The sequence below is a fragment of the Flavonifractor sp. genome, from assembly GCF_019422385.1.
GTDB lineage: Bacteria > Bacillota > Clostridia > Oscillospirales > Oscillospiraceae > Flavonifractor > Flavonifractor avistercoris.
Genome location: NZ_JAHZDL010000010.1, coordinates 23,412 through 41,837, shown reverse-complemented (window position 1 = coordinate 41,837; position 18,426 = coordinate 23,412). Strand labels below are relative to the sequence as shown.

General features: G+C 66.8%; 12 protein-coding genes, 2 tRNA genes and 1 riboswitch. Of the genes, 9 read left to right on the top strand and 5 right to left on the bottom strand.

Going from position 1 to position 18,426, the window contains the following annotated elements:
• A partial coding sequence (locus QZ378_RS02765; protein WP_291257225.1) for a peptide chain release factor 3 occupies window positions 1–1,355 on the top strand: 1,355 nt, incomplete at its 5' end.
• Between the two features lie 49 nt (window positions 1,356–1,404).
• Here QZ378_RS02765 and QZ378_RS02760 read toward each other — a convergent pair.
• Window positions 1,405–1,914 carry a TIGR04002 family protein gene (locus QZ378_RS02760; protein WP_191379632.1) on the bottom strand — a complete coding sequence of 170 codons (510 nt, stop codon included), beginning with the start codon at window positions 1,912–1,914 and terminating at the stop codon, window positions 1,405–1,407.
• A gap of 221 nt (window positions 1,915–2,135) precedes the next feature.
• Between QZ378_RS02760 and QZ378_RS02755 the strand changes: the two genes are divergently transcribed.
• A complete protein-coding gene (locus tag QZ378_RS02755) occupies window positions 2,136–2,537 on the top strand; it encodes a hypothetical protein (RefSeq protein WP_191379631.1) in 402 nt (133 codons plus the stop codon).
• Between the two features lie 148 nt (window positions 2,538–2,685).
• Here QZ378_RS02755 and QZ378_RS02750 read toward each other — a convergent pair whose 3' ends face one another.
• The 3 genes from QZ378_RS02750 to QZ378_RS02740 form a co-directional block, all read right to left on the bottom strand.
• A complete protein-coding gene (locus QZ378_RS02750) occupies window positions 2,686–3,540 on the bottom strand; it encodes a zinc dependent phospholipase C family protein (RefSeq protein WP_191379630.1) in 855 nt (284 codons plus the stop codon).
• A gap of 95 nt (window positions 3,541–3,635) precedes the next feature.
• On the bottom strand, window positions 3,636–5,780 hold the full coding sequence (ppk1, locus tag QZ378_RS02745; RefSeq protein WP_191379629.1) for a polyphosphate kinase 1: 2,145 nt from the start codon (window positions 5,778–5,780) through the stop codon (window positions 3,636–3,638).
• A complete protein-coding gene (locus tag QZ378_RS02740; RefSeq protein ID WP_191528749.1) occupies window positions 5,770–6,684 on the bottom strand; it encodes a phosphatase in 915 nt (304 codons plus the stop codon). Before QZ378_RS02740 ends, ppk1 begins: the two co-directional genes overlap by 11 nt.
• Window positions 6,685–6,894: 210 nt before the next feature.
• Here QZ378_RS02740 and QZ378_RS02735 point away from each other — a divergent pair.
• Window positions 6,895–6,981: transfer RNA gene (locus QZ378_RS02735), tRNA-Leu, on the top strand.
• 3 nt (window positions 6,982–6,984) lie between these two features.
• Window positions 6,985–7,061: transfer RNA gene (locus QZ378_RS02730), tRNA-Met, on the top strand.
• Between the two features lie 122 nt (window positions 7,062–7,183).
• Here the strand turns inward: QZ378_RS02730 and QZ378_RS02725 are convergent.
• Window positions 7,184–8,341, bottom strand: a complete 1,158-nt coding sequence (locus QZ378_RS02725) for a site-specific integrase (RefSeq protein WP_009260727.1) — start codon at window positions 8,339–8,341, stop codon at window positions 7,184–7,186.
• A gap of 839 nt (window positions 8,342–9,180) precedes the next feature.
• Window positions 9,181–9,374: riboswitch (cobalamin riboswitch) on the top strand.
• 151 nt (window positions 9,375–9,525) lie between these two features.
• Here QZ378_RS02725 and QZ378_RS02720 point away from each other — a divergent pair.
• From QZ378_RS02720 to QZ378_RS02700, 5 genes are read left to right on the top strand one after another with little or no spacing between them, the layout of a single operon-like run.
• Entirely contained in the window at window positions 9,526–10,533 is a 1,008-nt protein-coding gene (locus QZ378_RS02720) for an AAA family ATPase (RefSeq protein WP_009260728.1), read from the top strand.
• On the top strand, window positions 10,526–12,394 hold the full coding sequence (locus QZ378_RS02715; protein ID WP_055271569.1) for a VWA domain-containing protein: 1,869 nt from the start codon (window positions 10,526–10,528) through the stop codon (window positions 12,392–12,394). Before QZ378_RS02720 ends, QZ378_RS02715 begins: the two co-directional genes overlap by 8 nt.
• A 10-nt stretch (window positions 12,395–12,404) precedes the next feature.
• A complete protein-coding gene (locus tag QZ378_RS02710) occupies window positions 12,405–16,151 on the top strand; it encodes a cobaltochelatase subunit CobN (protein WP_291257224.1) in 3,747 nt (1,248 codons plus the stop codon).
• Entirely contained in the window at window positions 16,148–17,242 is a 1,095-nt protein-coding gene (locus QZ378_RS02705; RefSeq protein WP_131971050.1) for a radical SAM protein, read from the top strand. The genes QZ378_RS02710 and QZ378_RS02705 overlap by 4 nt, the downstream gene beginning before the upstream one ends.
• Window positions 17,239–18,423: an ABC transporter substrate-binding protein gene (locus QZ378_RS02700; RefSeq protein ID WP_131971048.1), complete on the top strand. Its 1,185-nt coding sequence runs from the start codon at window positions 17,239–17,241 to the stop codon at window positions 18,421–18,423. The genes QZ378_RS02705 and QZ378_RS02700 overlap by 4 nt, the downstream gene beginning before the upstream one ends.
• Window positions 18,424–18,426 lie beyond the last annotated feature (3 nt).

The following is an 18,426-nucleotide window of genomic DNA, read 5'->3' as shown; positions in this document are numbered from 1 at the left end:
ACATTCTGGACACCCCCGGCCACCAGGACTTCTCCGAGGACACCTACCGCACCCTGATGGCGGCGGACAGCGCGGTGATGGTCATCGACGCGGCCAAGGGCGTGGAGGCCCAGACCCGCAAGCTGTTCAAGGTGTGCGCCATGCGGGACATCCCCATCTTCACCTTCATCAACAAGATGGACCGGGAGGCCCAGGACTCCTTCGAGCTGCTGGAGGAGCTGGAGAAGGAGCTGGGCATCGAGACCTACCCGGTGAACTGGCCCATCGGCTGCGGCAAGGAGTTCCAGGGTGTGTACGACCGGGGCTCCAAGAAGATCATCCACTTTACCTCCAACGGCGGCGCCAAGGCGGCCACCGCCACCGAGGTGGAGCTGGGCGATCCCAACCTGGACGGCCTGATCGGGGAGCGGCTGCACCGGCAGCTCACCGACGAGATCGAGCTGCTGGACGGCGCCGCCGCCGAGTTCGATCTGGACCGGGTGCGCCACGGCAAGCTGTCCCCGGTGTTCTTCGGCTCCGCCCTCACCAACTTCGGCGTGGAGCCTTTCCTGGAGCACTTCCTGCGCATGACCACGCCCCCCCTGCCCCGGAAGGCCGGGGAGCTGGTGGTGGACTCCATGGACGACGACTTCTCCGGCTTTGTGTTCAAGATCCAGGCCAACATGAACAAGGCCCACCGGGATCGGATCGCCTTCCTGCGCATCGTCTCCGGCCGGTTTGACGCGGACAAGGAGGTCTACCACGTCCAGGGCGGCAAGAAGATCCGCCTGTCCCGGCCCCAGCAGCTCATGGCGGCCGAGCGGGAGATCATCGAGGAGGCCTACGCCGGCGACATCATCGGCGTGTTCGACCCGGGCATCTTCTCCATCGGCGACACCCTGTGCGCCCCGGGCAAGAAGTTCCAGTTCGACCCCATCCCCACGTTTGCCCCCGAGCACTTCAAGCGGGTGCGCTCTCTGGACACCATGAAGCGCAAGCAGTTCGTGAAGGGCATGGAGCAGATCGCCCAGGAGGGCGCCATCCAGATCTTCAAGACCCCCTATACCGGCATGGAGGAGGTCATCGTGGGCGTGGTGGGCACCCTCCAGTTCGACGTGCTGGAGTACCGGCTGAAAAACGAGTACAACGTGGAGCTCTACATGGAGGGCCTGCCCTACGAGTACCTGCGGTGGATCACCACCGACGACGGGGAGCCCGTCAAGGAGGAGGATCTGATCCTGGGCACCGACGTGAAGCTGGTGGAGGACTACAAGGGCAACCAGCTGCTGCTGTTCGGCTCCCAGTGGGCCGTGGGCTGGACGCAGGAGCGCAACCCCAACCTCACCTTCCACGAGTTCGGCGGCACCCAGTTCTGATGCAAAAATCCCCGGACGGCTGTGCCGTCCGGGGATTTTCTTCTCTGCCTTACGCGGCGGAGAAGCGGGCCTTCAGGCCGGAGCGCTCCAGCGCCAGGCCCAGCACCACAAAGAGCACGCCGCTGCCCACGCCCTGCACCAGGGTGCCCAGGAACTGGGGCCAGAAGGCGTGGACGCTGCCCATCAGCAGGCAGGCCGCCAGGCCGTACGCCGCCGGGGAGAGCAGGCAGGTACCCGCCGCCGCGGCCAGGTTCCGGGGGCAGAGCAGCCGGGGGGATCTGCTGGTGAAGAGCAGGGCCACCACGGCCTTGATCACCAGGGTGGGCACCACCCACATGGGGGCGGTGAGCAGATCCGCCAGCCCGGCCCCCACCATGGCCGCCCCCACGGCGTAGGGGGCGGGCAGCAGGCAGGCCGCCAGATAGATCAGCGCGTCTCCCACGTGGATGTAGCCGCCGGTGGGGATGGGTATGTGAAGCAGGTAGGCGGTCATCACCGCAATGGCCGCCGCGAACAGGGCGGACATGATCAGCAGATGGAGCTTGTTCCGTTCCTTCATTACAGGGGCCTCCCTTTTCTCTGATTTATGCCATCATCCTAACCTCGAACTGACCTTTTGAAAATATTCAGTTTTTTCAAAAATAATAAGGTCAGATTATGAAGGGGACATACACATCAGACAGCGGGGTATTCCAGCTTCACCAGGACGGGCACTGTCCGTCTGGTCCTTTTACACCTTTTCCTCTTCCGGTGGATAAACTGAGTCAGGGGGTGGGCACAATGGAGGAAAAAACGCTGCGGGAGCAGCTGTGCGCGGTGGACGGGAGCCTGCTGTTCCTGGGCCTGCTGCTGCTGTCGGTGGGTCTGTCCTACTGGGGGGTGTCCATCCAGCGGGAGGGGCTGTGCAGAATCCTCCGGGGGGACGGGGCGGGGGCGGAGGAGCTGCCGGAGGTCTTCCCCATTCGGCTGTGGGCCTCGGCCCTGGTGGTGGGGTGCCTGGGGTTCTTCCTCTGTCTGGCGGTAAAGACCGACCGGGAGGCCGGCTACGAGACGGCACAGTCCGCCCGCACCAACCTGTGGGCCTCTGTGCTGGTGTTTCTGGCCGCCCTGCTGCGGTTGGATGAATTGCTGCAAAGTGCCTCTGTCGGACCGCACTCTTCTGTACAGGCGCGTTTGGAATAGGCCGCTGGACCGCCTCTTCCTCTGCGTCTGGCCATTCTCCGGCAGAAGCGGATCTGCCGTCTTCCTCTGGTACACCCCGTACGGAAAAACCGGCAGGCACTTCTGCCTGCCGGTTTTTCGGCGTTTCCGCCTGCGGCTCTGCCGTCTGTTAAGTAACCGTGAGATGCCTGGTTCGTCCGGAGGGCCAGGAGATGCGCTGCGTGGGGCGGGGCGGGTTGCCCTTGAAGTCCCGGTCAAACCAGTGGGGGACGGGGGCCTCCTCCTCGATGGCGCGGAAGAAGGCGGTGAGCTGCTCCGCCGTCTCCGGGACGGCGGCCTCCAGCAGCTGATCCAGATCCGCGTTGCTCTCCGCCGCGGAGGGGTGGGGCTCCTCCTTCAGGGCGATGCCCTTGGCGGAGGGGATGGGCAGCATATGGCTCACCGCGCCGATCACCTTGCCCCGCACCCGCCCGTTGGAGCGGGCCAGGAAGCTGGAGTAGAAGTTCATGGAGCGGTAGGCCCGGCGCATCTGCTCCGGGGAGGCGTGGACAAAGGCCATGGAGGCCGCCTCCCAAACCGCCCTGTCCGCCGGGCTGGCCGGCAGGTGGGCCTTTTCCGAGGCGTCCAGGCCGTCCCGCTCCATGAGCATGCGGTCGTACTCCCCCTCGATGGCCATGTGAGAGATGGGGCCGTCGGCGGCCCGGCTGTCCACATAGCCGTGACAGGCGCTGTCCAGGGCCAGGTGGCAGAGGAAGCCCGCCCCATAGCCGGCGGCCATGGGCACGCCGTCCTCAATGGCCTGGCGGAGCCGCTCCGCCGCGGGCAGGGCGGAGGCCCGGTGCATGCGCACCCCCTCCCGCCGCACCCCGTTGGGCCGGATGGGGTGGTAGAAGAACAGGGGATCCGGGCCCAGGCAGCCCAAGTGGAAGGCCGCCTCCTCCCTTCCGATGCGTCCGGCCAGCTCCCGGGGCAGCTCCTCCAGGACTTTATCGCCAAATTTCAGGTGCGCGTAATAATTGGGCATGGTTGCGTAATTGCCTCCTTGTGCATCCGCAGGGATTTACTCGCTACCCACATTATAGCACACAGATCAAGGGGAGGAAGCGGAAATTTTACAATTTACCGGCGGAAGCGGCCCAGCAGGCGGCCCAGCAGGCCGTTCCGGCTCTCCGGGGCGGGGGCGGGCCGGGCGGCGGCGGAGGCGGCCTCCAGCTCCGCCTCCGCCATGAGGGCGGCCTGGGCGTCCACCGCAGGGGCCCCCTCGGCCCGGGGCACCGGAGTATAGGTGCCCTCCACCCCCAGGTTGCGGGCCTTCACGTTGTCGGAGCAGTAGAGCTCCACATAGTGCTTGATCTGCCGGCGGACGGCGGGGTCGGTGACGGGGCAGGCGATCTCCACCCGCCGCTCGGTGTTCCGGGTCATGAGGTCGGCCGAGCCGATGTACACGCTGGTCTCCGCCCCCGCGCCGAAGGCGTAGATGCGGGGATGCTCCAGGAAGCGGCCCACCACGGAGAACACCCGGATATGGTCGGTGAGCCCCGGCACCCCCGGCCGCAGGCAGCAGATGCCCCGCACGTTGAGGGTGATGGGCACGCCGGCCTGGCTGGCCTGGGCCAGCTTGTCGATGAGCTGCCGGTCGGTGACCGAGTTGACCTTGATGAAGATGCGGGCCTTCTCCCCCCTTCTGGCCTTCTCGATCTCCCCGTCCATCAGCTCCAGCAGCCGGGGCTTGAGGGAGTGGGGGGCCACCAGCAGCTGCTGGTACTCCCCCTCCAGGTTGGAGGTGGACATGTTCTGGAAGAAGGCCGCCGCGTCGGCCCCGATGGCGGGGCTGGCGGTCATGAGGCAGAAGTCGGTGTACAGCCTGGCGGTCTTTTCGTTGTAGTTGCCGGTGCCGATCTGGGTGATGTGCTGGATGCGGCCCTTCTCCCGGCGGGTGATCAGGCAGATCTTGGAGTGAACCTTGTAGTGCTCAAAGCCGTAGAGGATGGTGCACCCCGCCTCCTCCAGCCGCTGGGCCCAGGCGATGTTGGCCTGCTCGTCAAAGCGGGCCCGCAGCTCCATGAGCACCGTCACGTCCTTGCCGTTCTCGGCGGCGGCGGCCAGGTACTCCACCAGCTTTGCGGTGGAGGCCAGGCGGTAGATGGTGATCTTGATGGACAGCACGCTGGGATCGTTGGCCGCCTCCTTCACCAGCCGGAGGAAGGGCTCCATGGAGTGGTAGGGGTAGAACAGCAGGGCGTCCCGCCGGAGGATCTGGGGGATCATCTTCTCCCCCTTGTGGAGCCAGGCCGGCCACTGGGGGGTGTACTTGGGGTAGCACAGGGCGGCAGCGCTCTCCGGGGGCAGCTTCCCCTCCAGGGCGTAGACATAGCCCATGGACAGGGGCGCCTTGGAGACGAACACGTAGTCCCGGGTCAGCTCCAGCCTGGGGCACAGGTAGTCCAGCAGCTCGTCGGAGGGGCTGCCCTGCACCTCCAGCCGCACCGGCGCCAGGCGGGAGCGCTTTTTCAGCACCTTGAGCATGTGGGCCCGGAAGTCCTCCCCCACGTCGTAGTCCTCGTCCTCGGGGCTGATGTCGGCGTTGCGGGTGACGGCGATGACGTGCTTCTCCTCCACCTGGTAGTTGTCAAAGAGGGTGTCGGCAAAGGCCATGATGATCTGCTCGGTGAGCAGGTAGCGCAGCCCCCGCTCCTCCAGCTGGTAAAAGGCGGGCAGGGCCCGGGGTATGGGCACCAGGCCGAAGCGCCGCTCGCCCCCCTGCCGCAGGGTGAGCACCACCGTCAGGCTCTTGGAGGGCAGGTGGGGAAAGGGGTGGTGGATATCCACCACCAGAGGGGAGAGGACGGGGGCGGCGTAGTCCTTGAACCACCGCTCCACCTGCTTGCGCTCCTTGCCATCCAACTCGTCCACCGTCAGGGAGCAGATGTTGCAGGCCCGCAGCCGCTTCTCCAGCTGGGAGACGATCTTGTCCCGCTGCTTGTACAGGGCGGGCACCGCCTTGCAGATGGCCTGGAGCTGCTGGTTGGGGGTGAGGCCGCTCTTGCTGTCCACATGGTGCTCCTTGGATAGGGCCATGTCGGAGATGGAGCCCACCCGGATCATGAAGAACTCGTCCAGGTTGCTGGTAAAGATGGCGGCGAATTTCAGCCGCTCGAACAGGGGGACGGTCTCGTCCCTGGCCTCGGCGAGCACCCGCTCGTCAAACCGCAGCCAAGACAGCTCCCGCTCCTGGGTGTATCGGGTATCCACTTCATTCGTCATGATTTTCCACTCCCATCACACGTTGGAGCAGGTAGCCCTCCCGCACGCCGCAGGCGCTGACCGAGATGGTCTCCACCCCATAGCTCTTCACCACCGCATTGAGGATCACTAGGCCGGGCAGGATGGTGTGCACCCGGTCGGGCGCGGTGCGGAGAATCTGCCGCAGGGTGCCCTGATCCCCCTTTTTCAGCTCCTTGTAGAGGCCACGCAGCTCCTCCGCCGGAATCACCCGGTTGGCCGGATCCGCGCCGGAGCAGGCATTATACAGCTTGGCCGCCGCCCGGATGGTGCCGCCCACGCCCGTCAGATGGGCGCAGTGCACCCCGGCGGTGCGGGCCCGCTCCAGCTCGCTCTCCACCCGGTTCCGCAGGGCCCGCCGCTCCTCCCTGGTGGGGAACAGACCGGAGACATAGTCGGTAAACAGGGACAGGGAGCCCATGGGCAGGCTGCACCCGGAGGTGATGGCGCAGTTCTCATAGGCCACCAGCTCAGTGGAACCGCCGCCGATATCGGCCAGCAGGCCCGCCGCCGGAGCGCCGCCCCCTACCGTGGCCCCCAGGAAGGACAGGGCCGCCTCGTCCGCGCCGGAGAGCACTTCCACCCCCACGCCGGTGACCGCCCGGATGGTGTCCAGGGCCTCCTCGGTGTTGACGATGTTGCGCAGGGGCGCCGTACCGAATACGTGAAGCTCCTTGATGTCAAAGTTGTCCAGCAGGGCCTTGTACCCCGCCAGCACCCGGCAGGCCACCAGGATGCCGCTGTCGGAGAGCACGCCCTCCTTGATATATCCGGCCAGGCCGGCCATCTCCTTCTTGTTCATCAGCAGCTTGAAGCGCCGCCCCTCCCAGTGGTAGATGGACAGGCGCATGGTGTTGGAGCCCACGTCCACAATTCCGCATTTCATGGTTGCACACCTCACAGTTCAAGTCCTTATAGTTTATACGCTTTGCGCCGAAACCGCAACGGATTTTACCAAAGCTTTACGACAAAACCCGCCCTTTTCCCCTCCCCCGCCCGCCACGCCCCGGCGGGCTGAAATTTAGGGCTTGACAAATCCATTCCGTTGTCATATAATAATCAAGCACTCAAAAAACGCGAGACTGGAGCCCTCCACGCCGGAGTGGCGGAATTGGCAGACGCCCGGGACTTAAAATCCCGTGGGAGAAATCCCGTGCCGGTTCGACCCCGGTCTCCGGCACCATATCGCGGGGTAGAGCAGTTTGGTAGCTCGTCGGGCTCATAACCCGGAGGTCGGTGGTTCAAATCCATCCCCCGCAACCATAAACCCGTCAGAATCCATGGATTCTGACGGGTTTTCTCTTGTTTTCATCATTTTTTCTGGATGATTATTTTTGCCGTTTTTATCTGACCCAAACCGTGACCCATACGGGATCTCGGAGCGTTCAGGGCTGGAGACTGCCGGAGAGGATACTGCCCATCGTTTTGGCCGCCTGGCGCTGGGAGGCCGTGGTCACATGGGCGTAGGTGTCCAGGGTAAACCCCGCCGAGAAGTGCCCCAGCATTCCGGATACCGTTTTCACGTCCACCCCGTTCTGGAGGGCCAGGGTGGCAAATGTGTGACGCAAATCGTGGAACCTCACTCGAGGTAGCCCTGCCCGTTTCAGCACCCGGTGGAGCATGTGCAGCACGCTGTCCGGTGAAATCGGCCTGCCGGTGGGGCTAGGGAACACCCACGGGCTGTCTCCTGTTTTCTGTTTCTGTGCTTTCAGAACGCCTATCGTATCCTCTGCCAGCGGCAGGGTGCGGTAGGCGTTTTTCGTTTTCAGGGGCGCCTCCACCACCTCGCCGTTGATCCGGGCGATCTGCCGCCGTACCCGGAGGTCACCCCGCTCCAAATCAATGTCCACCCATTTCAGGCCGAGAAGTTCTCCCCGGCGGAGCCCAGTAGCCAATTCCAGATAGTAGAGCTCAAACACGCCGCTGTCCTTGGACTCTCTCAGGAAGGACTGGAGCTGCTCCACCAGCAGGGTTTTCATCTCCTTGTGCTCCAGCCGGGGCAGGGCACAGCCCTCCGCAGGATTTGCGGTGATCAGTTTCTGCTCCCTGGCTAAGTTCATCGCAGAGGAGATGATCTGGTGGATGTTCCGCACGGTCTTGGGGCTCAGCCCCTTGGCCTGGTGCCTGGACTCCAGCCGGCCTGCCCTTCCCTGCTCCAGCAGCTTCTTGTAGAACTTCTGCAATTCCAGAGGAGTGAGTTTTTCCAGGGGGACCTTGCCAATGTTGGGTTTGATGTGGTTGTCGATGTAGCCCCGGTAGGTCTGGTGGGAGGATGGCCGTACTTTTATCTTGGCGTAGTGCTCAAACCACACCTCCATCCACTGCCCCACCGTGTACCGGCCAACCTTGGCCGTGTCCAGTCCTTTCGCTTCCTCGATTGCTTGTTTCAGCTTGGCCTTGGCCTCTGCCTGGGTTTTTCCCAGGACGTTCTTGTAGATGGCCCTGCCCGTCTCCGGGTCGCGGCCGGCGGTGTACCGGCCCTCCCAGCGACCGTCCTTGCGCTTGCGGAGGTTTCCCTCCCCGTTGGCTCTACGTTTTGCCATGGCTTATTACCTCCTTTGCAGCAACACAACATACCGCAGAAGAGGAGAAATAGCTAGGCCAACGACGCAGAGTTAACAGAACATTATCATTTGCCTTTTCTTTGTTACAACGTATCATTTCCCGTCCAGCGCAAAAGACCCTATCTTTGTTTTATGTGGCGCAGGATTTGCGTACCCCGGCGTGGAAGGATGTCCCCAGCCCAAACGCCCCCACAGCGGCGGTCAAAAAGGCTGGAACCAGCTGGTAACACTGCCTTTCTCAATACTACCGACCACCTAAAACTTCGAACTCCGCCTTCAGCGACCACCTAAGCTTGGTCTGAGCCGAAATCCCGCAACCCCTTGGCACGCCCCGCACTGCGGGGCGTTGTGATTGGGCCGGCGGCGGTTCACCGACGTCGGTCCTTTATCCTAGTACTAAAATCGAACGCCTCCGGAGAACCCAGAATCGGGCCCCCGGAGGCCTTTTCTCTCTGGAATTCATGCTACTCTGGGAGGGCAGATTTTCCGTGACACTCCCGCCCAGGAACCACTTGCCCACACGCGGCCCAACGCCGCCAAAATCCCGTTTCAGGGGGCCCTGCCCCACCCCTGCCCCGAAACCGGCACACAGGGGTGACACGGCCGTGACGGCGGTCGCTCCCTGGCTTGTCCCTCTCTGCACTTTGCCGCACGCTGTGCGCTTCTCCCGAGAAGTGGGTGCGGGTTTCCGCCCGCAAAAGGCGTTTGGCAGGCACTTACGGCAGTTCGCCTCCACCTCAGAATGGGCAAAATCTCTCCGAAAGGAAATTAACGATTGACAACGAATAAAATGGGGAATACAATCAAGTTGCTACAAATAAAATAGCGAACGCACAGGTGCGTCTCCCCTCCGGGTGGAGACGGAAAAGGGAAGCCGGGTGAAACTCCCGCACAGGGCCGCTGCTGTAATTGCGGAGTCCCGCCAAAAATGCCACTGGCAGGTAATGCCGGGAAGGCTGGCGTGGACGGAGACGCATGAGTCAGAAAACCTGCCTGCTGCGTGCACAGGACATGCTCTTCGGATCTCAGGAGCCAGTGTGCGGCAGAGGAATATCCCCCGTAGGCGGGGGATGAACTGTTTGCAGGAAAACCGGGATCGGAGCACGCTCCGACCCCGGTTTTTTGCGTTCATCTTCCCGATACAGAAAGGCGGTCATGCGCAAATGGAACGATACGAATACCCCTTCTCAGCCCTGGTGGGGCAGGAAAAGCTGAAAACCGCGCTGCTGCTCAACCTGGTGGAGCCCCGCCTGGGCGGCGTGCTGATCCAGGGGGAGAAAGGAACGGCCAAGTCCACGGCGGTGCGCGGTTTGGCAGAGCTGATGGACGAGGTGGAGGTGGCGGAGGGGTGCCCCTTCCACTGCCGGATGGATGGTGAGGCGCTGTGCGACGAGTGCCGGTCCAGCCCGGCCCGCCGCGCCGTTCCCTACCGCCGCCGAGTGGTGGAGCTCCCCGTAAGCGCCACCGAGGACCGGGTGGTGGGCACCCTGGATCTGGAGCGGGCGCTGAAGGAGGGCGTCCGCGCCTTTGAGCCCGGCCTGCTGGCCCAGGCCAATGGAAATATCCTCTACGTGGACGAGATCAACCTGCTGGAGGATCACATTGTGGACGTGCTGCTGGACTCCGCCGCCATGGGGGTCAACACCGTGGAGCGGGAGGGGATCTCCTACAGCCATCCGGCCCGCTTCATCCTGGTGGGCACCATGAACCCGGAGGAGGGGGATCTGCGGCCCCAGCTGCTGGATCGCTTCGGCCTGATGGTGGAGGTGCACGGCGAACAGGAGGCGGAGGCCCGCAAGGAGGTGGTGCGCCGCCGCCTGGCCTTTGAGGAAAACCCCGCCGCCTTCTGCGCCCGCTGGGCGCCGGAGCAGGAGGCCCTCCGGCGTCGGATCGGGTCGGCCCAGGCCCTGCTGCCCCAGGTGTCCCTGCCCGAGCCCCTGTTCGATACCGTGGCCCGGGTGTGCACCGCTCTCCAGGTGGACGGCCACCGGGCGGACATCACCATGCTCAAGACGGCACGGGCTCTGGCGGCTCTGGAGGGCCGGACGGAGGCCGGAATGGAGGAGCTGCGGCGGGCGGCGGAACTGGCCCTGCCCCACCGCCTGCGCCGGGCCCCGTTTGAGCAGGCTGGAGATGCCGGCATCGACTGGGAGGCGCTGTTCTATGGATAGGCCCCTGTATCCTTTCACCGCCGTGGTGGGGCAGGAGCGGGCAAAGCAGGCCCTCCTCTGCCTGGCGGTGGAGCCCCGCATCGGCGGGGTGCTGCTGTGCGGGGAAAAGGGGACGGCCAAGTCCACTCTGGTGCGGGCCCTGGGCGGCCTGGAGGGAGTGCGCCTGCTGGAGCTGCCGGTAAGCGCCACGGAGGACATGCTGCTGGGCGGTGTGGAGCTGGAGACGGCGGTGCGCACCGGCCGCAGAACCTTCCAGCCCGGTTTGCTGGCCCGGGCCGACGGGGCGGTACTCTATGCCGACGAGGTAAATCTGCTCCCCTCCGCCCTGACCGCCGCCCTGCTGGACACGCTGGAGACCGGAGTGTGCCGGATGGAGCGGGACGGCATCTCCCACACCTGCCCCGCCCGCTTCGCCCTGGTGGGCACCATGAATCCGGAGGAGGGGACGCTCCGCCCCCAGCTGCTGGACCGCTTCGGCCTCTATGTGGCGGTAACGGGGGAGCGGGAGCCGGAGGCCCGGAAAGAGGTGGTGCGCCGCCGCTTGGCCTTTGAGGAAACCCCCGCCGCCTTTCGCGCCCAGTGGGCCCGGCGGGAGGAGCGGCTGGCCGGGCAGCTGGCCGCCGCCCGCGCCCTGCTGCCCCAGGTGGACGTGGGGGAGGCGGAGGAGCAGGCCGCCTGCCTGTTGGCCCGGCAGGCCAACGCCGCCGGGCACCGGGCGGAGCTGGCCATCCTGCACACCGCCCGCGCCCTGGCTGCCTTGGCCGGGCGCACTTACATCAACTTGGAGGATCTCCACACGGCGGCGGAGCTGGCCCTGCCCCACCGTAGGCGGGAGGGAAGCGAAGGCCCGCCCCCGCGACAGGAGAGAGGGGAGGAGCCCCCTCGGGGATCTGGAGCGGACGGACAGGCCGGGGGCGGGGATGGACCGGCGGACGAGTCCCACCCCGCCGACGGGCCGCCGCAGGAGGGGGTTCAGGCCCCCGCGCCACCCACGGAGCAGGGGCCGTCCCGAGAGCGGTTGGAGCAGGGGGAGAACCTCTACGAGGTGAGAACCCTGCTCACCACCCGGGCCGACCGCCTGGCCCGCCGGGGCAGCGGGCGGCGCAGCAAGACCCGCTCCGCCACCCGGCGGGGGCGGGCCGTGGGCGACCGTATCCCCCGGGGGAAGGCGGAAGATCTGGCGGTGGGCGCCACGCTGCGGGCCGCCGCCCCCTATCAGTGGAGCCGGGGCGGCGGGCAGTCCGGCCTGGTCATCCTGCCCCCCGACCTGCGGGTGAAGGTGCGGGAAAGCCGCGTGGGTGCGGACATCGTGTTCGCCGTGGACGCCAGCGGCTCCATGGGTGCGGCCAGGCGGATGAAGGAGGTCAAGGAGGCGGTGCTCTCCATGCTGATGGACTCCTACCAGAAGCGGGATCAGGTGGGGCTGGTGGCCTTCCGGGGCGGGGAGGCCGCCGCCGTGCTGGAGCTCACCCGCAGCGTGGAGCTGGCCCAGCGGGAGCTCCAGGCCCTCCCCACCGGCGGGCGGACCCCGCTGGCCGCTGGGCTGGAGGAGGCCCGCCGCATGCTGGAGCGGCAGCGCCGCCGGGTGCGGGATTCCCTGCCCCTGCTGGTGCTCATCACCGACGGCCGGGCCAATTTCAGCCGGGGCGGCGACCCGGTGGAGGAGGCCCTGCGGGCCGCCCGGCGGGTGGCGGAGGCCCACATCCCAGCGGTGGTGATCGACACCGAGCGGCAGTTTGTCTCTCTGGGGCTGGCGGCTCAGGTGGCCCAGGTGATGGGTGCGCCCTGCTACCGGGTGGAGGAGCTGCGGGCCAGGCCGCTGGCCCAGCTGGTGCGCGGCCACAGCCCGGCGGCGGGTTAAGGAGGCGTCTATGGTAAAGCTGCTTTTCGTGCTCATGAATGAATACCGGCTCTGGGCCCTGCCTCAGGCCCTGGCCGCCCTGGAGCGCCGGTACCCCGGCGCGGTGGAGGGCAGGGTCTACTCCGTGCGGGAGATAAATGCCGACGCCGGGCTGGAGCGGGCCCTTCTGGCCGACGGCGCGGCGGCGGACATGGCCTTTCTGGCCTCCCATGGCTCGATTCAGAACCTGTACTGCTTTTCCCGGCTGTGGGAGGCGCTGGAGGGGCGGCCGGTCTATTTTACCTCCACCATGGGGGACGAGCTGGCCGAGCTGCTCCCCAGGCTGGGGCTGGAGCCGGCCCTCTACGCCGCGCTGGACAGCTATTACCAGGCGGGGAGCCCGGCGGATCTGGAGGGGCTGGTGCTCTGCGCCCTCAACGGCCGCTTCGGCGGGGATTATCCCCTCAGCCCTCCGAGCCCGCCCCGGGGGCAGGGGGTGTACACCCTGGAGGGCTTCCTGCCGCCGGAGAGGGAGGCGGGGTACCGGGCACGGATGGCCGCCGAGACCCGGCCGGTCATCGGTGTGCTGATCCATGACCACTACGCCAGAACCGGCAATCTGGAGCATGTGGACGCCCTGCTGCGGGCCATTCAGGCCCGGGGGGGCGTCCCATACGCCCTGTCCGACTCCTTCGCCGCCGACCACGGGACGGAGCAGGGCATCCTCTACCGGATGGAGCGGTTCTACCGCAGGGCGGACGGCACCCCCATTCCGGGGGCGCTGGTGGTGTCCTACGGCTTCAGCCTGACCACCCTGGCCGGGCGGGAGGCCCGGGCGGGCCAGGTGCCCGCCAGCGTGTTTGAGAACTGGGGCCTGCCGGTGATCCAGGGACTCACCACCTACTTCAGTGCTGACGAGTACCGGCGGGATATCCGGGGCCTGGATCTGGTCTCCCTGCCCGTGTGCGTCTACCAGCCGGAGTTTGACGGGCAGCTCATTTCCGTGCCCTACGCGGTGACGGAGCGGACGGCGGACGGGCGGAAGGTGTGCCTCCCCCTGCCCGACCGGGTGACGAGGGTGGCGGAGCTGGCCTGCCGCTGGGCGGAACTGGCCCGCAAGCCCATGCCGGAGAAAAAGGTGGCCGTCATCTTTCACAACATGCCGCCCCGCAGCGACACCATCGGCAGCGCCCACGGCCTGGACACGCCGGAGACGGTATTCCGGGTGGTGCGGGCCCTGGAGAACCAGGGCCTGCGCACAGCCTACTCCTTTTCCAGCGGGGCGGAGATCATTGCCCGCATCCGGGCGGCGGTGACCAACGACAACCGCTGGCTCTCCCCGGAGGCCGCGCTGGAGCGGGCGGAGGCCACGGTGCCGGCGGAGCAGTATCGGGGGTGGTTCGACCGTCTTAACCCCGAGACCCGGGCCCAGATGGAGGAGAGCTGGGGCCCCGCCCCGGGCACCGTGATGGTGTCCGGCAGCCAGATCGTCATCCCCGGTATCCGAAACGGCAGCCTCTTTGTGGGGGTGCAGCCCATGCGCTCGGCGCCGGAGCGGGCGGAGGAGCTCTACCACAGCACCGACAGCACCCCGCCCCACTCCTACCTGGCCTTTTACCGCTGGGTGGACGAGGTGTTCGGGGCGGACGTGGTGCTCCACGTGGGCACCCACGGCACCCTGGAGTGGCTACCGGGCAAGGAGATCGGCCTGTCCTCCGGCTGCTTCGGCGACATCTGCATCGGCGGGATGCCCCACCTCTACATTTACAACATCAGCATCCTGGGGGAGGGGATGCAGGCCAAGCGCCGCTCCTACGCCTGCATACTCGACCACCTGATCCCCTCCATGGACGACGCGGACACCTACGGCGGCCTCACCGATCTGGACGAGGCCATCGACGGCTACTATCACGCCCGCCAGGCCCGGCCTGCCCAGGTGCCCGCACTGCTGGAGCGGATCTTCACCTTGGCGGAGGAGCTGGAGGTGACTGCCGACCTCCAGATGGAGCGGGCGGATCTGGAGGCCGAGCCGGAGGATGGGGTGGCCCGCCTCCACCGCTGGATGAGCCGCATCAAGACCTCCCTGGTGCGGGACGGCCTGCACATCTACGGCCAGCCCCCAGAGGGGGAGCGCTTCGACCACCTGGCCCGAGCCCTGGTGCGGGTGCCAAACGGCGCCGTGCCCGCCCTGGAGGACAGCATACTGCTGGCCCAGGGGTGGGCGCCCGAGGAGCTGCGGGCCGCGCCGGAGCGGCTCTACCCCGACGGGCGCACCGCCCTGCGCATTGTGGACGGGGCGATTGCGACGGCCCGGCGGCTCTTTGCCCGCCTGTCGGCGGAGGGCTACCGGCCGGAGGCTGCGGCGGAGCTCCTGGCGGAGGAGGGCTTTCCGGGGGACACCACCCCGCTGGCGCGGGTGCTGGACTTTGTCTGCACCCAGGCGGCGCCCCGGCTGCGCCAAACCACGGACGAGCTGGATCTGCTGCTGGCGGGGGTGGAGGGGCGCTTTGTCCCGCCCTTGCCCGGAGGCAGTCCCTCCCGGGGGAATGCCCACATCCTGCCCACGGGCCGGAACTTTTACGCCATCGACCCCGCCGCCGTACCCAGCCGGGCGGCATGGACGGTGGGACAGGCGCTGGCGGAGCAGGCGGTCGACGCCTACCGGGCCCAGAAGGGGGAACCCTGGCCGGAGAGTGTAGCGATCGTGGTCTACTCCGACGAGTGCATGAAAACCAACGGAGAGGACATCGCAGAGGTGTTCGCCCTGATGGGGGTGCGCCCCCGCTATCTGGGCCAGACGGACAAGGTGGTGGGGGTGGAGCCCATCCCCCTGGCGGAGCTGGGCCGCCCCCGCATCGACGCGGTGCTGCGCATCAGCGGCCTGTTCCGGGACACCTTCCCCAACGTGGTGGAGCTGGTGGAGCGGGCGGTGCTGGCCGTGGCCGGCCTGGATGAGCCCCCGGAGCAGAACTTTGTCAAAAAGCACACCGACCAGGAGCGGAAGCGGCTGGTGGCCGAGGGCCTGAGCGAAAATGAGGCGTTAGAGCAAGCATCCCTGCGGGTGTTCGGCTGCCCACCCGGCACCTACGGCGCAGGGGTGAGCAAGGCCATCCACAGCCAGAACTGGGAGAGCTGGAGGGATCTGAGCCAGGTCTACACCCTCTGGAGCGCCCACGGGTACAGCAGCCGCTTCCACGGCCAGGCCATGCCGGAGCTGTTCCGCAGCCAGCTGTCCTCCGTGGGGATGACCATCAAGAACGAGTCGTCGGTGGAGATCGACATGCTGGACAGCGACGATTTTTACAGCTATCATGGCGGCCTGATCGCCTGCGTCCGGGACTGCAGCGGGCAGAAGCCCGTCTCCGTGGCGGGCCTCACCGCCGACCCCGCCCGACCGGAGACCGCCCGTGTAGAGACCGAGCTGGCCCGGGTCATGCGCAGCCGCATCCTCAATCCCAAGTGGCTGGAGGGCCTGAAGCGCCACGGCTACAAGGGCGCCCAGGAGCTGTCCACCACCTTTGACACCTTTTTTGGCTGGGACGCGGCGGCGGAGGTGGCCTCCAACTGGATGTACGACGCCATGGCGCGGCAGTTCCTCCTGGACGAGGAGACCCGCCGGTGGATGGAGCAGGTCAACGACGCGGCGGTGCTCCAGATGAGCGAACGCTTCCTGGAGGCCCACCAGCGGGGTATGTGGCAGGCGGGTGAGGAGGAGCTGCGGGCCATCCGGCGCATCTACATGGACATGGAGGGCGTGATGGAGGACGGCTTTCAATGAAGGGCGGGCTGGACACCCTGGTGCTGCGCCTCACCAACCGCTGTAATCTGGCCTGCGGCTACTGCTACGCCGGGAGCGGGCCGGCGGGTGAGGATCTCTCCCCCGAGCGGGCGGCAGAGGCCGTGGATCTGGCCTGCCCGCCGGGGGGAGCCCTGCGCATCCAGTTCACTGGCGGGGAGCCCCTGCTGCGCTGGGACACGGCGGCGAAGGTGCTGGACTTCGGCCGGGCCTCCGGACGGAGGTTCCACGCCGCCATCCAGACCAACGGCACGCTGCTCACACCGGCGCTCTGCCGGGAGCTGAGGGCCCGGCGGGTGGCCGTGGGGGTGAGCCTGGACGGGGTGGGCCCGGACAACGCCGCCCGCCGCACCCCGGAGGGGGAGCCCTCCTTCCAGGCGACGGCCCGCGGGCTCCAGACCCTGGCGGCGGCCGGCATGGCGGCCAACCTGACCGCGGTGGTGTCGGCGGGCAGTGTGCGCGGCCTGGACCGTCTGCTGGACTTCGCCCTGTGGTGCGGCAACGTCCACGGTGTGGGCCTGGATCTGGTGCGGCCCCAGGGCCGGGGCGCGGGGGCGGGGCTGTCCCCCTCCCCCCAGGCGCTGGCCGAGGGTTTGAACCGCCTGCTGGCCCGTCACGATCAGCTGGCCCGGCTGGGCCGCCCGGTGCGGCTCAAGGAGCTGGAGCGCCTGCGCCTGCTGCTGCGCACGGGCTGCAGACGGGACTGCTACTGCAACGCCCAGACCGGGCGCTCCCTGGCGGTGACGCCGGACGGCCGTCTGTGGCCCTGCTCCGCCCTGGCCGGGGCGGAGGGGTGCCTCCTGGGGACGCTGGGCGCGGGGACGGCCCTGCCGCAGAGTCCCTGCCCCGGGCTGGAACCGCCGGAGGAATGCGCCCGCTGTCCCGCCTTCGGCCTGTGCGGCGGGGGCTGTCCTGCCGCCCGGCGGGCCGGGCCCTCCCCCCTGGACTGCCAGATGCACCGGAGGATGCTGGAGCACGCCTGCCGGCTGGAGGGGAAATTGGAGTGGTGGAATACGTGGAAAACCGCGTTTCCAGATAGAGAAGAACCAGATGACAAGGAGGAATCGCAATGATACACCATCTGAATCGGGCGGCCGGGCTGTGCCTGACCGCCGCCCTGCTGCTCACAGCGGCGGGCTGCGGCCAGCAGACTGTGCCGGAGAGTCCCAGCCCGTCCCCCGTGGTGGAGACCGCTGCGGCAGACAAGAACGACCTGACCGTGGTGCGCAGCATGGAGCTCCAGTATGCCAACAACTTCGCGGTGGACTACTGTGCCAACGGCTGTAAGATCATCACCGACGGCGCGGGACAGAAGTTCCTGTGGGTGCCCGAGGGGGGAGAGGCGCCGGACGACACGGGGGACATGACCGTTCTCCAGGCCCCGCTGACCAAGCTGGGCTGCTTCTCCACCACCCACGCCACCCTGTTTCACGCCATCGGGGCGCTGGACAAGGTGAGTCTGGTGACCACCGACAAGGATAAATGGCATATCGAGCAGGTTGCCCAGCAGATTGAGGACGGCACCACCACCTATGTGGGCAAGAACTCCGCCCCCGACTATGAGCTCATCAGCGCCGCCGCGCCCCAGATCATCCTGATCTCCGCCAACACCATGCACGGCAGCGACGAGGTGCTGGCCAAGCTGGACGAGCTGGGCATCCCCTACATCGCCGACAGCCAGCACCTGGAGAACCACCCCCTGGGCCGCGTGGAGTGGGTCAAGCTGGTGGGCGCCCTGCTGGACATGGAGGAGGAGGCCGACGCCTACTTCGACGAAGAGGTGCAGCGGGTGAATGCCGTGGCCGAGAGCGTGGCCGGGGAGAGTGAGCACCCCACCATCCTCCAGACCTATATCTTCAAGGGTACCGTCTACGTGCGCAATGGCGGCGACTATGTCAACAAGATGCTGGAGCTGGCCGGCGGCACCTATCCCTTTGCGGAGCTGGAGCCCGGCCAGGGCGGCAACACCAAGATGACCGTGGAGAAGTTCTATCAGGGGGCGGTGGACGCCGAGATCTTGATCTATGACAACACCAGCGACGTCAGCGTGTCCACCGTGGCAGACATTCTGGCCAACGGGGACTATCTGGCGGATATGAAGGCCATCCAGGAGGGCAACGTCTGGGGCATCCAGAAGAACTACTGGCAGTCTGCCGACGACGTGGCCACCATGATCGAGGACATTGCCACCATTATCTACCACCCCGAGGACGCGGATCAGCTCCACTACTTCTATAAGCTGCCCGCCGAATAAGCC

What these genes read in the sequence shown, in the direction of transcription:
- QZ378_RS02760 (WP_191379632.1), bottom strand. Translation starts at nt 1,914, where the DNA reads ATGAAGGAACGGAACAAGCTCCATCTGCTGATCATGTCCGCCCTGTTC.
- QZ378_RS02755 (WP_191379631.1), top strand. Translation starts at nt 2,136, where the DNA reads ATGGAGGAAAAAACGCTGCGGGAGCAGCTGTGCGCGGTGGACGGGAGC.
- QZ378_RS02750 (WP_191379630.1), bottom strand. Translation starts at nt 3,540, where the DNA reads ATGCCCAATTATTACGCGCACCTGAAATTTGGCGATAAAGTCCTGGAG.
- ppk1 (WP_191379629.1), bottom strand. Translation starts at nt 5,780, where the DNA reads ATGACGAATGAAGTGGATACCCGATACACCCAGGAGCGGGAGCTGTCT.
- QZ378_RS02740 (WP_191528749.1), bottom strand. Translation starts at nt 6,684, where the DNA reads ATGAAATGCGGAATTGTGGACGTGGGCTCCAACACCATGCGCCTGTCC.
- QZ378_RS02725 (WP_009260727.1), bottom strand. Translation starts at nt 8,341, where the DNA reads ATGGCAAAACGTAGAGCCAACGGGGAGGGAAACCTCCGCAAGCGCAAG.
- QZ378_RS02720 (WP_009260728.1), top strand. Translation starts at nt 9,526, where the DNA reads ATGGAACGATACGAATACCCCTTCTCAGCCCTGGTGGGGCAGGAAAAG.
- QZ378_RS02715 (WP_055271569.1), top strand. Translation starts at nt 10,526, where the DNA reads ATGGATAGGCCCCTGTATCCTTTCACCGCCGTGGTGGGGCAGGAGCGG.
- QZ378_RS02710 (WP_291257224.1), top strand. Translation starts at nt 12,405, where the DNA reads ATGGTAAAGCTGCTTTTCGTGCTCATGAATGAATACCGGCTCTGGGCC.
- QZ378_RS02705 (WP_131971050.1), top strand. Translation starts at nt 16,148, where the DNA reads ATGAAGGGCGGGCTGGACACCCTGGTGCTGCGCCTCACCAACCGCTGT.
- QZ378_RS02700 (WP_131971048.1), top strand. Translation starts at nt 17,239, where the DNA reads ATGATACACCATCTGAATCGGGCGGCCGGGCTGTGCCTGACCGCCGCC.